This window comes from Arthrobacter sp. R4 (genome assembly GCF_051365025.1).
Classification (GTDB): Bacteria; Actinomycetota; Actinomycetes; order Actinomycetales; family Micrococcaceae; genus Arthrobacter.
The window spans coordinates 23,122-36,660 of record NZ_JBLWIJ010000015.1 but is presented as its reverse complement, the minus strand read 5'-3'; the positions used below and the strand labels follow the sequence as shown (position 1 = coordinate 36,660).

General features: G+C 64.2%; 12 protein-coding genes. 7 read left to right on the top strand and 5 right to left on the bottom strand.

Features of this window, described 5'->3' with window-relative positions; genetic code table 11:
* The first annotated feature begins 2 nt into the window (after positions 1 to 2).
* From ACLKOZ_RS10195 to ACLKOZ_RS10180, 4 genes are all read left to right on the top strand, one after another.
* Positions 3 to 1,004, top strand: coding sequence for an ABC transporter permease (locus ACLKOZ_RS10195; protein ID WP_436474832.1), 1,002 nt, complete (start codon positions 3 to 5; stop codon positions 1,002 to 1,004).
* Complete coding sequence (locus ACLKOZ_RS10190) at positions 1,001 to 3,238, top strand: dipeptide ABC transporter ATP-binding protein (protein ID WP_436474830.1); 2,238 nt, start codon at positions 1,001 to 1,003, stop codon at positions 3,236 to 3,238. Before ACLKOZ_RS10195 ends, ACLKOZ_RS10190 begins: the two co-directional genes overlap by 4 nt.
* A 52-nt stretch (positions 3,239 to 3,290) precedes the next feature.
* Entirely contained in the window at positions 3,291 to 4,994 is a 1,704-nt protein-coding gene (locus ACLKOZ_RS10185; RefSeq protein WP_436474828.1) for an ABC transporter family substrate-binding protein, read from the top strand.
* A 110-nt stretch (positions 4,995 to 5,104) separates the two neighbouring features.
* The gene (locus ACLKOZ_RS10180) at positions 5,105 to 6,178 is read left to right on the top strand and encodes a Gfo/Idh/MocA family protein (RefSeq protein ID WP_436474826.1); all 1,074 of its coding nucleotides are present in this window, start codon (positions 5,105 to 5,107) and stop codon (positions 6,176 to 6,178) included.
* Positions 6,179 to 6,272: 94 nt separating this feature from the next.
* Here the strand turns inward: ACLKOZ_RS10180 and ald are convergent, their stop codons facing one another.
* Positions 6,273 to 7,391, bottom strand: a complete 1,119-nt coding sequence (gene ald, locus ACLKOZ_RS10175; protein WP_337348694.1) for an alanine dehydrogenase — start codon at positions 7,389 to 7,391, stop codon at positions 6,273 to 6,275.
* A gap of 233 nt (positions 7,392 to 7,624) precedes the next feature.
* On the opposite strand from ald, the gene ACLKOZ_RS10170 reads away from it, so the two are divergent.
* Positions 7,625 to 8,845 carry a PucR family transcriptional regulator gene (locus tag ACLKOZ_RS10170; protein ID WP_436474824.1) on the top strand — a complete coding sequence of 407 codons (1,221 nt, stop codon included), beginning with the start codon at positions 7,625 to 7,627 and terminating at the stop codon, positions 8,843 to 8,845.
* Here the strand turns inward: ACLKOZ_RS10170 and ACLKOZ_RS10165 are convergent.
* Together ACLKOZ_RS10165 and ACLKOZ_RS10160 are read right to left on the bottom strand one after the other, a co-directional pair.
* Entirely contained in the window at positions 8,842 to 9,195 is a 354-nt protein-coding gene (locus ACLKOZ_RS10165; protein WP_436474822.1) for a hypothetical protein, read from the bottom strand. The genes ACLKOZ_RS10170 and ACLKOZ_RS10165 overlap by 4 nt on opposite strands.
* Before the next feature lie 96 nt (positions 9,196 to 9,291).
* Positions 9,292 to 9,711 (bottom strand): helix-turn-helix domain-containing protein, encoded by a 420-nt coding sequence (locus tag ACLKOZ_RS10160; protein WP_436474820.1) that lies wholly within the window; start codon positions 9,709 to 9,711, stop codon positions 9,292 to 9,294.
* Between the two features lie 51 nt (positions 9,712 to 9,762).
* On the opposite strand from ACLKOZ_RS10160, the gene ACLKOZ_RS10155 reads away from it, so the two are divergent.
* Complete coding sequence (locus tag ACLKOZ_RS10155; protein ID WP_436474818.1) at positions 9,763 to 10,569, top strand: alpha/beta fold hydrolase; 807 nt, start codon at positions 9,763 to 9,765, stop codon at positions 10,567 to 10,569.
* 3 nt (positions 10,570 to 10,572) lie between these two features.
* Here ACLKOZ_RS10155 and ACLKOZ_RS10150 read toward each other — a convergent pair whose 3' ends face one another.
* A complete protein-coding gene (locus tag ACLKOZ_RS10150; protein ID WP_131135386.1) occupies positions 10,573 to 10,851 on the bottom strand; it encodes an HPr family phosphocarrier protein in 279 nt (92 codons plus the stop codon).
* Between the two features lie 43 nt (positions 10,852 to 10,894).
* The gene (gene ptsP, locus ACLKOZ_RS10145) at positions 10,895 to 12,580 is read right to left on the bottom strand and encodes a phosphoenolpyruvate--protein phosphotransferase (protein ID WP_337348698.1); all 1,686 of its coding nucleotides are present in this window, start codon (positions 12,578 to 12,580) and stop codon (positions 10,895 to 10,897) included.
* A 158-nt stretch (positions 12,581 to 12,738) separates the two neighbouring features.
* Between ptsP and ACLKOZ_RS10140 the strand changes: the two genes are divergently transcribed.
* Complete coding sequence (locus ACLKOZ_RS10140; RefSeq protein WP_337348699.1) at positions 12,739 to 13,461, top strand: TetR/AcrR family transcriptional regulator; 723 nt, start codon at positions 12,739 to 12,741, stop codon at positions 13,459 to 13,461.
* Positions 13,462 to 13,539 lie beyond the last annotated feature (78 nt).

Here is a 13,539-nt window from a genome sequence, read left to right as displayed (position 1 = left end):
CCGTGACCAACCTCAACGCCGTCGACCCGGCAGCAGTCGCGCAGGACGCTCACCTGGAAAGTGCCGACGCGGTCATCGGCAAATCCACCATCATCTTCCGGCGCTTCATGCGGAACCGGACCGCCGTGGCAGGCCTCGTCATTTTCCTTGGCCTCACGCTCTTCTCCTTCGTCGGCGGGTACTTCACACCCTGGGACAAGGAGACCATCGATCCCTTCAACATTGGCATGCCACCCTCCGGGGACCACTTCCTGGGCACGTCCCAGGCCGGAATCGACCTCTACGCCATGACTGTGGAGGGCACCCGCATCTCCATCATGATTGGCTTGATTGTTGGGCTGGTGTCCGTCCTGGTCGCCGCCGTCTACGGCTGCACGATGGCCTACTTTGGCGGAAAAGTGGACAAGGTGATGCTCTTTGTCCTTGAGGCGCTCATCATGATGCCTGCCCTGCTGGTGGTGGCGGTGGCCACGAGCGGCGGAGGGGATGGGTTGAAAAAGAACCTGCCCAGCTGGCTCCTCCTGATCATCGTGCTCCTGGTCTTCAGCTGGATGGGTACCGCCCGGCTTATCCGGTCCCTGTCCATGTCGCTGATGCAGCGGGACTTCGTCAAGGCCGCCCAGTACATGGGCGTCCCGCCCCGCAGGATCGTGTGGCGCCACCTGGTTCCCAACATCGGCTCCTTGCTGGTCCTGGACATCACCCGCGGTGTCACAGGTGCCATCCTGGCCGAAGTTGCGTTTTCCTTCATCGGCATAGGCATCAAGGTCCCCGATGTAAGCCTGGGAGTATTGATCGGCGGCGCTACGTCCCAGGTCCAGACCTTCCCCTGGATGTTCTGGGTCCCGCTGACGGTGATGTTCCTGCTGACAGGCTCCCTTGCCATGATGAACGACGGCCTGCGGGACGCCTTCGACCCCAGCTCCAGTTCCGTCGGCAAGGCCACGAAGAACAGGACCCCCAAGGACAACGCGAAGAACAGCGTCAAGGAGCCGGCGAAATGAGCAGCGAAACGTACCTCGAACCGGCCGATCCCACACAATCCGCCGCCGAACGCCTCCAGGTCGCCGGCCTGTATTCGCCGTCGGACGCTGTCCTGTCGGTTCGGGACCTGAACGTCCGGTTCAACTCCGAGAACGGGGTGGTGCACGCGGTCCGCGGCGTCGACTTCGACCTGATGCCGGGCAAGACCCTGGGGATCGTGGGCGAATCCGGTTCTGGTAAATCCGTCACGTCGCTGGCCATCATGGGCCTCCTGCCTCCCACGGCTCAAATCGCCGGGTCCGTGCGGCTGATGGGCAAGGAACTGCTGGGCCTCAGCGACAAGGCGATGTGCGCCTACCGCGGCAATGACATCGCCATGGTGTTCCAGGATCCGCTCTCCTCCCTGACTCCGGTCTTTACGGTGGGCACCCAGATCATCGAGGCCCTCACCATCCACAGCCCGACGATGAGCAAACAGGCCAAAGAAGCCCGCGCCGTCGAACTTTTGGCCATGGTGGGGATCCCGAGCCCCAAGGACAGGCTCAAAGCCTTCCCGCACGAGTTCTCCGGCGGCATGCGCCAGCGCGTGATGATCGCCATCGCGATCGCCAACAACCCCCGGGTGCTGATCGCGGATGAGCCGACGACGGCGCTGGACGTCACCATCCAGGCCCAGGTGCTGGAGGTGCTTCATACGGCGCAGGAGGAGACGGGTGCCGCCGTCGTGATGATCACCCACGATCTGGGTGTGGTGGCGGGCATCGCCGACGACATCATGGTGATGTATGCCGGCCGGCCCGTCGAGACCGGGCAGGTGGATGATATCTACTACGACCCGAGGATGCCTTACACCATGGGCCTCCTCGGGGCCGTGCCGCGGGTGGACGTGGCCGAGAAGACGTCGCTGGTCCCTATCGAGGGCATCCCGCCCAACCTCATCCACACGCCCACCGGCTGCTCGTTCGCCCCTCGGTGTCCGCTGGTCACAGATGCCTGCAGGGCCGGGGAACCGGAACTGCTCCCTGCTGCGGGCCACGCCGGACACAAAGCTGCCTGCATCAAATCCGATGCCTTGGGTGGGGACACCGACGTCCTGGAAATCTTCTCGGCACCACCGGTGCCCGTGTCCCGCTTCGATGCCATTCCCCGTGCGGAACGGGCAACGGTGCTGGAACTCAAGGACGTGCGCAAGCACTTCCCGCTCACCAAGGGTGCCCTGCTGAAGCGGCGCATCGGCACCGTCAAGGCCGTGGATGGCCTGAGCTTTGATATCCGCGAGGGCGAGTGTTTCTCCATCGTGGGGGAGTCCGGCTCCGGAAAAACCACCACGCTCCTGGAAATCATGGAGTTCCACAAGGATCAGGACGGCGAGGTGGTGATCGGCGGCCTCAGCAATAAGGAAGCCACCACCGGCAAGGCCAAGAGCGCCATGCGCCGCGAACTGCAGATGGTGTTCCAGGATCCTACCGGGGCCCTGGATCCGCGGTTCACGGTCTATGAGGTCCTGGCCGAACCGCTCCAGAACGCGGGCTTGGACAAGCGGGCCATCAAGAAGCGGATCATGGAGCTGATGAAGCTGGTGGGGCTGCAGCCCGACCACGTCAACCGGTTCCCCAACCAGTTTTCCGGCGGCCAGCGGCAGCGTGTGGGCATAGCCCGCGCCCTGGCCGTGAACCCGAAGCTTGTGGTCCTCGACGAGCCCGTATCCGCTCTGGACGTCTCCGTCCAGGCTGGCGTCATCAACCTGCTGGACCAACTGCGCGCCGAGTTGGGCCTCAGCTACCTGATGGTTGCCCACGACCTCTCCGTGGTCCGGCACATCTCCAACCGGGTGGCCGTCATGTACCTGGGCAAGATCGTGGAGATCGGCGAGGTGGACCGCGTCTTTGACAACCCCCGCCATCCGTACACGCGGGCGCTGCTGTCCGCCATTCCGGTCCCGGATCCCCAGCTGGAGCGCACCCGGGAGCGCATCATCCTCCAGGGCGACCTCCCCTCGCCCCTCGATGCGCCCAAGGGCTGCAACTTCGCAACCCGCTGCCCCGTCTTCGCGGCGCTTCCCGCGGCGAAGCAGGAGAAATGCCTCACGCTCGAACCGCCGCTGGAAGCTGTTCCGGCTTCGGCCGCGGCACAGGCGCTGGAGGCTGGCTGGCTGCCTCCGGCGGACCAGCAGTTTGCCTGCTTCTTCCCGGACGGTGAGCTGGACGAGGACATGCTGGTGGTCCACGAAACGGCGGAACCCCATGCACCCTAGATTTTTTCGACCCATCACAAGCACCACCACTCGCACCAATGAAGGGAACACCATGAAGAATCTGACCAGGATTGGGGGAGCGGCGGCTGTAGCTGCCGCTCTGGCGCTCACGGCCTGCGGGGGCGGTGGCACACCCACGGGACCGGAAACGGCAAAGGGGCAGGAGGCTGGCAGCGACCTCTCCAAGCTCATCAGCATCAACGAGAAGCCTGCCGCGGATCTTGAGCCGGGCGGTAAGGTCACCTTGCCGCTGGGCAGCATCGGGCCGGACTTCAACGGGTTCTCCAACAACGGCAACAGCGGGGACAATACGGCTTTGCACCGTCCGATTGACGGTGCGGGTACATTGGGCTGCTGGACCATTGACTTTGTAGGGAAAGTGACGCCCAACAAGGACTTCTGCGAAGAGGTCAAGAACGAAGTCACGGACGGCAAGCAGACCATCACTATCAAGGTCAACGACAAGGCTACCTACAATGACGGCACCCCAATTGACGTCAAAGCTTTCCAGAACACGTGGAACATCCTCAAGAGCCCGGACGCGGGGTACGACATCGTCAGCCAGGGTAACTATGGCTTTGTGGAGTCCGTCGAGGCCGGCAGCAGCGACAAAGAAGTCGTTGTTAAGACGTCCCAGCCGGTCTACCCGCTTGACTCCCTCTTTACCGGTCTCATTCACCCTGCCGTGAATACGCCTCAGATCTTTAACGAGGGTTTCAATGGTGAGATGCACCCCGAGTGGATGGCGGGCCCGTTCAAGCTGGACCAGTATGACGCAGCCGCCAAGACCGTCACCTTGGTTCCCAACGAGAAGTGGTGGGGAAGCAAGCCGGTCCTGGAAAACGTCGTCTTCCGCCAGCTTGAAACCAGTGCCCAGATCGCAGCCTTCAAGAATGGTGAAATCGACGCTATGTCGGCCAATACCATTGCGCTGTACAAGCAGCTCGAAGGAACCAAGGACTCCGAGGTCCGCCGGGGCCAGCGGCTCTTCGCCGGCGGCATGAACATCAACGCCCAGAAAATCACCGACGTCGCCGTCCGCAAGGCCATCTTCGCCGCCGTCGACCGCGAGGCCATCCGCAAGGTGCGCTTCAACGGGCTGAACTGGGAAGAGCCCAGCTCCGGTTCCATGATGCTGCTGCCGTTCTCCGAGTACTACCAGGACAACTACCCCGTGAAGGAAACGGGTCCGGATGCTGCCAAGAAGGTCCTCACCGACGCCGGCTACACTCCCAACGCTGCCGGCATCATGGAGAAAGACGGCGTTCCCATTTCCTTCAAGGTCGCCAACTTCGGTGACGATACAACCACCTTGGCCACCGCCACGACACTGGTGGATCAGCTCAAAAAAGCTGGCATGGATGTGGGGATTGCCCAGCACGGATCAGCTGAATTCGGAAAGATCATTGGAACGCGTGAATTCGATCTCAGCCTCTCGGGCTACACAGTCAGCGCGGACGCAACCGAAGCCGTGAAGCAGTTCTACGATTCTGCGACTAACACGAATGGGCTGGGCGACGCCGAGCTGGATAAGAAGATCGCCGACCTGGCCTCCATCGAGGACAACGCAGAGCGTAACAAGGCAGCCATGGAGGTCGAGAAGGAGCATATGGCCAAGTACTTCTCCATGGGTGTCCTCTTCAACGGTCCGCAGATTTCCTTCGTTCGCACGGGACTGGCCAACTACGGTCCGTCCCTCTTCCAGAGCCTGTCCCAGGTTCCTGACTGGACCACGCTGGGCTGGGAAAAGAAGTAACAACCTCTGCGACGCTCTCTCACTTCTGGCCGGTCCCCGGCTGGAAGTGAGAGAGCGTTCGGTTTTAACGCACAGGAAGTGAGAGAGGGTGTGCGGGGTAGCGTAGGCCTATGACCGGGACTGAAGATGAACGCACTGTCCGTACCGCCGTCGTCGGCTATGGATTATCAGGGAGCGTCTTCCACGCGCCGCTGATCGCGGCGGACCGCCGCTACTCGCTGGATATCGTTGCAACATCCGACGCCGGGCGGCAGGCTGCCGCAGTGGAGCGGTATCCAGGCGTCAAAACAGTGCCCGACGGCGACGCTGTGCTTGCGCTGGCCGGGAACCTTGACCTGGTGGTGCTGGGGACCCCTCCCGCCACGCACTTTCCGCTGGCGAAGGCCGCCCTGGAAGCCGGACTCGACGTGGTGGTGGACAAGCCTTTCGCTGTCCGATCGTCCGAAGGGCAGGAACTGATCGCCTTGGCGGAGCGGCTGGGACGGGTTCTCACGGTCTTCCAGAACCGGCGCTGGGACGGGGATTTCCTCACAGTGCGCGAGTTGGTGGCCGGCGAAGCGCTGGGAAGTGTGACCCGTTTCGAGTCCAGCTTTGAACGCTGGTCCCCGGACATCTCAAAAGCGTGGAAGGCCAACGCCACGGCAGCCGATGGCGGCGGTGTGCTCTTTGACCTCGGCACGCATCTCATCGACCAGGCCCTCCTGCTGTTCGGGCCGGCCACGGTGGCCCACGCGGAGCTGCATGCGCGGCGGCCCCACGAGAAAGTGGACGATGACGTCTTCCTTGTCCTCAATCACGAATCCGGGGTGACCAGCCACCTGAGGATGAACATGCTTTGCGCGCAGCAGGGCCCACGGTTCCGCATCCTCGGATCCACGGGAGCATTCACCAAGCACGGGGTCGACCCGCAGGAACCGTATATCGTGGCCGGCGGCAGCCCGCTGGACGAGGAATTCGGGCTGGAAGCGCCGGAATGGGCCGGCGCCCTGGGCCGCGACGGACATCTGGACGCGCTGCCCACCGAACGCGGCGCCTACCCCGAGTTCTACAGGATCCTCGCCGACAAGATCCTCGACGGCGGCACAGCCTCAGCCCGCCCCCTCCCAGTAGACCCCACCGGCCCAGTAGAGGTCCTAAAAATTATAGAAAAAGCACGCGAACTGGCTTCGCGCAAGGCTGGTTAACGGCCAAAAAGGGAGGCCATCCGGAAGCGTGCGTCAGAGCGACGAAGGAGCAGCACGCGGGGATGGCCTCCCTTTTTGGACAGCACCCGAGGACTTACGCGGAGACCAGTTCGTGCCAGTCCGCCACGAGGGGCAGGTTGTGGGCTTCTGACACGGAGTGGTGCGCCACGTGGCCGGCGGCGATGTTGAGGCCAGCGGCGAGGGCGGGGTCGCGGTCGAAGGCGGCCTTGACGCCCAGGTTGGCCAGTGCCACGGCGTACCGGAGGGTGACGTTGGTCAGGGCATAGGTGGACGTGTTCGGGACGGCGCCGGGCATGTTGGCCACGCAGTAGAAGATCGTGTTGTGGACCTTGTACGTGGGTTCCTGGTGAGTGGTGGGGTGGGTGTCTTCGAAGCATCCGCCCTGGTCCACGGCGATGTCCACCAGTACGGAGCCGGGCTTCATCCGGGCGACGAGTTCGTTGCTGACCAGCTTGGGTGCCTTGGCGCCGGGGATCAGGACGGATCCGATGACGAGGTCGGCGTCGACCACGGACTTTTCGATCTCGTACTTGTTGGACGCCACGGTCTTCAGGCGGCCCTGGTACTGGGCGTCCAGTTCGCGGAGCCGGTTGATGTTGATGTCCAGGATGGTGACGTCAGCGCCCAGGCCCAAGGCCATGGCTGCTGCGTTGGTTCCGGCAACACCAGCGCCGAGCACAACCACCTTGGCAGGGCGGACACCCGGGACACCGCCCAGGAGCACGCCCTTGCCGCCTGCCGGTGCCATCAGGGACGTGGCGCCCACCTGCACGGAGAGCCGGCCGGCGACCTCCGACATCGGGGCCAGCAGCGGCAGGGTCCGGCCTTCCTGGACGGTTTCGTAGGCGATGGCGGTGACGCCGGAGTTGATCAGCTCCCGGGTCAGTTCGGGCTCTGCGGCGAGGTGGAGGTACGTAAAGAGGATCAGGCCCTTGCGGAAGCGGTGGTATTCCGCGGCGATGGGTTCCTTGACCTTCATGACCATGTCGGCGCGGGCCCAGACGTCGTCGGCGGAGGCTACGATTTCGGCCCCGGCGATGGCGTATTCCTCATCGGTGATGCCGGAGCCAACGCCTGCACCGCGCTCCACCAGCACCGTGTGCCCGTGTGTACGGAATTCGTTGACGCCGGCCGCTGTGATGGCCACGCGGAATTCGTTGTTCTTGATCTCTTTGGGGACACCGATGATCATTGTGGGCTCCATTTTCAGGGCCCGAAGGCCCTTGTATTGCGGGGGAAGTTGTTGATTCCAGAATAAATCCGGTTGTGAGGCTGGTGACACGAATCCGGGGAGCAGGACCTGTGGCAGCCGCGTCGTTCCGCGGATTCTTGGAAACACTGCTCGACATTTGTCCAGCCCGCAAGCGTCAGGTGTCGCCTCGTGTCCGTTCGCGGCAACACCCGTCCCGGCAGTACTGTTGGCCCATGCAGCAGCAGGATGTCGAACAGCTCGTGGAGCGCATCGCGCAGAAGCTCGGGCGGGGGCTTTCGTTGGAGGACCTGGACGGGCTGCTGCTCGCGTACAGCTCCAACCAGTCCCACGCCGACCGCGTACGGGTCAACTTCCTGCTGAGCAAACGCGTCCCCGTGGACGTCAGCGCCTGGCAGCTTTCGCACGGTATTTCGACGGCGGTCCGCCCCGTTGTGATCCCCGCCAACCCCGAGCTGGGCATGCTGGGCCGGGTCTGTGTGCCGTTGATGGTGCGCGGTTTCCGGGTGGGCTACTTGTGGGTCCAGCAGGATTCGGAGGATGAAAACCCGACGGCGATCCTCACCCAGCTGCCGGAAGTGAACCACGAGATCGAGATGCTCTCCGGCCTGCTGCTGGATTCGAACACGGCTGAATCCGAGTTCCGCCGCGGCCGCGAACGGGAATTCCTGGCTGCCTGTTCCGGCGAGGCGAACGCTGTGGCGGCTGTTGCGGGATGGAAGGAGATTCAGGGCAAGGGGCCGTGGCAGATGGTCACGGTCCTTGACTCCGACGGCTGGGCCGGAGGGCCGGACCCCATCGCTTCCACCCTGATCCACCGGTCGGCGGCACTTCAGGCCACCATCGGGGTGGACGTGGCCCTGTTCAGCGCGGGCACGGAAACGCATTCCGTGGTGCTGTTCAGGGAGTCCACGGGCCGCGCCAACCATGCCCAGGTGCTGGTCCACTATCAGCTGGAACTGGCCAAGCGCTCCGGCCGCCCGGTGCACCGCATCATCCTGGGTATCAGCGAGGGATTCGCCCGGCCGAGGGATTTCGCAGAGGCGTACCGGCAATCCAAGCTGGCCGCGCAGGCAGCAGCGGTGGATGCGCAGCTGGGTGAGCTGGTGGACTGCCGGGCCACCGGGGTCTACCAGCTGCTGGCATCGGCTGGCGGCGGGGCGGGCGCCTGGACGGATTCCGGGTCGATCTACTTTCGAATGCTGGAGGACCACGACCGAAATGGTGAACTGATCCCTGTCCTGGAGCTGCTGTACGACAACGACGGAGCAGTGCAGGACGTGGCCGATAAACTCCATTTGCACCGCAGCAGCATCTACAACAGGCTGGGCCGTATCCGCGCCCTGCTCGGGGTGGACCCGCTCAAGGGCCTGCCCAGGCTGGAATTGCATGCTGCCCTGAAGATGCGCCGGTGGGCGGCGCGGCCCAGGATTTAGGCTGCGTTTCCTTCGTGTTTGGAGGGTTCGTCAGGTGCCATCGATTGGTCCTGGACGGCGCGCTGCGGAATATCCTGGCGGGTGGCAGGAGCAGCTTCACGGCCGGGTTCCAGGGACGTTGCCTGGTCCAGGGAAGCTGCCTGCTGCAGGGTCAGGGTTTCTTGCATTCCCATTGCTGCGCGGCGGCGCTTGGAGATTGCGCTGTCAGCCCACATGGCCACGGCGACGAAAACTACGCAACTGGACATCACCACAGCAGTGTTGTTCAACCTCATGGCGGATCCCAGCATGGCAGCAACCAGCATGGCGGCAATGCCCGCCACCACGTGCAACCCTCTGAAATTCGCCACAAATCAAGCCTAACCCCGGCAGTCAGCCTCTTTTAAGGCCTCGCCAAGATCGTTGCTTGATCCTTATCACTCCGTCATTCTGGGGCGCTCACTCCGTCATTCTGGGGCGCGCGGGCCGTCATTTTCGGTGGCCTGCCGCTTCGCCTGGTCCGTCTTCTTCTGTTCTTCCAGCCAGGCTACGATGGCCGCCCGCCGGATCCTGCGGTGCGTGCCCCGGTATTCCACGGGTATTTCGCCGCGGTCGGTCATATTGCGCAGATATGTGTGGGAGATGCCGGCCAGTTCCGCCGCCTGGGAGGTGGTAAGCATTTCCTCCACGCTGCTGACGGCCACTGCCTCACCCCGGCTAAAGCGGCTGAGAAGGTCAACGACGGCGTCCCGCGCCTGGGGCGGCAGCCGGTGGACAGTGCCGTCCACAAAGACCGTGATGTCGTGGCTTCCCGCCAGTGCCCGTTGCAATTTCTCAGCGTCCTCGACCGGGAGGCCGGCGGTCATCCGGGGAGCTATCAATGCCATGGGCAACAGCCTAACCCGCTGCTGCGGACCCGGTGGCGGTATGCTCGCCTGATGAAACTAGGTGATGGCCGGGAGGTCACGTCGGGCGGCCTCACCGGCCGGCTGTACGCTTCGGCAACGCGACACGCCAGCGGACCCGCCACCGAAAATGGAAGAGGGAACAGGCCCACCTACGTGCTGCTGCACGGCATCGGTGTTTCCCACCGCTACTTTGCACGTCTACACCGTGAGCTGGCCCTGGTGGCTGATGTTTACACCTTGGACCTCCCCGGCTTCGGTGCCGCGCCCAGGCCCGGCCGCCAGGTGCCCGTAGGGGAATATGCTGCGTTTGTCAGCAGTGTGCTGGCTGGCGCCGGGGTCCGGTCCTGCATGCTGGTAGGGCACTCCATGGGCACGCAATACGCGGTGGAGCTTGCCCTCCAGGACCCCGGACTGGTCGCTGGCCTGGTGCTGATGGGCCCGGTGGTGGACAGCACCAGGAAATCGGTGCCTCTCCAGGCGTTGGCCCTCACACGTGATGCGGTGTTCGGCGAATCCGTTTCCTCGAATGTCATTGTCTTTGGGGACTACTTCCGGACCGGCCTCCGCTGGTACCTCACACAGCTGCCGGTAATGATGGACTATCCGCTCGAATCCAGGATCCAGGGTGTCAGCCAGCCTGTGCTGGTGATGCGCGGAGCGAAAGACCCCGTGGCCCGGCGCGGGTGGTGCGAACGGCTCGCCGCCCAGGCGCCACAAGGCAGCCTGGCGGAGATACCCGGGGTGGGGCACGTCCTTCAGCACACGGCGCCGGGAGCCACGGCCGCCGCGATCAGCAGCTGGGTCCGGGCAGTCGACGGATTCGGTGTTACCGCCTGAGCACTACTCGGCGTCGAGATCCGTTTCCAGGAGCTTGACCAAGGAATCGAGTGCGGCATCCGCCCCGTCACCTTCGGCCCGGAGCACCACGACGTCGCCCTTGGCCGCACCGAGCGTCATCAGCGACAGGATGCTGGAAGCGTCCAGCGCCTCATCCGCCGGCTCACCCTGCATGGCGATGGTGACCTCCACTCCCACGTCGCCGGCGGCCTCGGCAAAGAGAGCGGCCGGACGGGCATGCAGGCCTGAGCGGCTGGCAATGGTGGCGATGCGTTCGGGCATTTTCATTCCTCCTGGTAGTTGAAAGTTCACGCGGGCACCGGCGTTAGAGCCCAAGTTCGTCGAGGACGGGCAGCTTTTCGCGGACCCAGGCCCGGGCTTCGGTGGCACTGGGTGCGGACAGTGCGAGCTTGGCGAGCTCCTGGGCCTCGGCGAGCGTCACGGTCTTCAGGACCGCTGCGACGGCGGCCAGGGAGCGCGCAGTCATGGACAGCGTTGCCACACCCAGGCCGGTAAGAACGACGGCGAGGGCGGGGTCGGCTGCGGCCTCACCGCAGACACCTACAGGTTTGTTATTGCCCTCGGCGCGGGAGCCTTCCACAGTCAGCCCCACCAGGCGGAGGACTGCGGGCTGCCAGGGCGTATTCAGGTTGGCGAGCGGGCCCAGCTGGCGGTCCGCGGCCATGGCGTACTGGGTGAGGTCGTTCGTGCCCAGGCTCGCGAAGCCCACCTCGCGCAGGATCGCTTCGGCAGTGAGGGCGGCGGAAGGAACTTCCACCATGACCCCGGGCGTCCGGATGCCGGCGTCGGCGCACATTGAAGCGAAACGGGCCGCTTCTTCCGCCGTCGAAATCATCGGAGCCATGACCCACACGTCCGCTTCGGACTGCTTCTCAGCCAGGGCAATGGCTTCCAGCTGGCGGTCGAGGACCCCGGGCGTAGTGAAGTCCGTGCGATAGCCGCGGACCCCCAGGGCCGGGTTGGGTTCCGTGGAGTCGGTCAGGAACGGAAGGGGCTTGTCAGCGCCGGCGTCGAGCGTACGAAGCACCACCTTCTTCCCCGGGAAGGCATCAAAGACGCTCTTGTAGGCTGCGGCCTGTTCCTCGACGGTGGGCTCGGAGTCGCGTTCCAGGAAGCAGAACTCGGTGCGGAACAGGCCCACGCCCTGGGCGCCGAGCTTGGCGGCCGCCTCGGCGTCCTTGCCGCCGCCCACGTTGGCGAGCAGCGGCACCAGGTGGCCATCCGCCGTCGTGCCCGTGCCGCTGAACTCAGCCAGCAGGGAAGCCGTGGCCGCCCACGCATCGGCCGCGGCACGCAGCGAGTCGTCAGGATCTACGGTGATGCTGCCTGCGGCGCCGTCAACATAGACTTCAGTGCCATCCGCGAGCTCGTCTACTCCCACAGCAGCCACCACGGCCGGCAGGCCAAGCGAACGGGCAATGATGGCGGTGTGGGACTGCGGTCCGCCGCCTGCTGTCACGAGGGCCAGGACCTTGTTCGGGTCAAGGGTCGCGGTGTCGGCCGGTGCCAGGTCCTCCGCCACGAGCACAAACGGTGTGCTGGAGCTGGGGATGCCGGGCGCAGGAACGCCGCGCAGTTCGGCAACGATCCGGGCGCGGACGTCCAGGACGTCCGTGGCGCGTTCGGCCATGTACCCGCCCAGGTTGTGGAGCATTTCCGAGACCGAGGAACCGGATTCCCAGATGGCGCGTTCGCTCGAGAGGCCGCGGGCAACAAGCTTGGCCGCGCCCTTGATCAGCATGGTGTCCTTGGCCATCAGTGCCGTGGCCTCCAGGACAGCCTTGCCGTCCCCGGTGGCGTGGGCGGCACGGGCCTTGAGTTCGTCGTGGACGGCCTGCGAGGCTGCCTTGAGTGCTGCGGTTGCATCCTCAGGCGTGACACCGGCGGCCAGCTGTTCGCCCGCAGGCGGTTCGCTGATCGGTTTGGGCATCTGCCGGACGGTGCCGATGATGCGGCCTGGGCTGACGCCAACTCCTGGGAAGTTCTGCACTGAAGGTCCTCATTCTCTGCCGGTAGCCAGGCCCGCCAAGGTTCCCGGCGCCATGCCGGGGCGCCGTGACTGCTACGTCAGGTGGCGCGAAACGTGCCTGAAAAAATTGTATGTGATTCAGTTCATATAGCAATGCTATAGGTGATAGGGTAGCGGTTATGAGTTTGGATGGCCAGCTTCCCCCCAAAATGCGGCTGCTGCGTGCGGCGGCCGAATTGCTGGCAAAATCCGCGGGGGCACCCGTCTCCACCCGCCAGATCACGCAGCTGGCAGGGGTTACGGCACCTACTCTGTATCACCACTTCGGTGACAAGGAAGGTCTGTTTGACGCCGTCGTCGCCGCGGGATTTGAGGAATATGTCGCGGGGGAAAGGGATTTCGCCCCGTCCGGACACCCGCTGGAGGACATCCGGCGGATGTGGGATAACCACGTCCAGTTCGGGCTCAACCAGCCGGAACTGTACTTGGTGATGTTCGGCAATATCCGTCCTGAAAGCCGTCCCGCCATCGTTGCCGATGCCGAGGCCCTGATGGAGGAGATGCTGAACAAAGCAGCGGTGGCAGGCCAGCTGAACGTCCAGCCGCGGGAAGCAGCCAGATCCATCCTGGCCGCCAACGTAGGGGTGACCCTCATGCTGATTGCGGAGCCTGCCGCTGAACGGAACCTTGAATTGTCCACCATGACGCGGGACGCCATGATTTTTGCGGTGTCCGCGGACCAGTCTGCCGGTGGCAGCCCGGATGACTCCGGGAAGTCCTCGGTAGTGGTGGCAGCGATTGCCCTGAATGCCGCACTTCAGGCCTCGCACTCAGACCAGCTCTCCAGCTCGGAACTCAAACTCTTCCTCGAGTGGCTTCACCGGATCTCGACCAGCAGCTAGCCGGTCCCAGGCCGCACAACAGCACTTTTGCACAGGCAGTACCGTCGTCGAAATATCGGACCATCCTGCGGAGCAGCA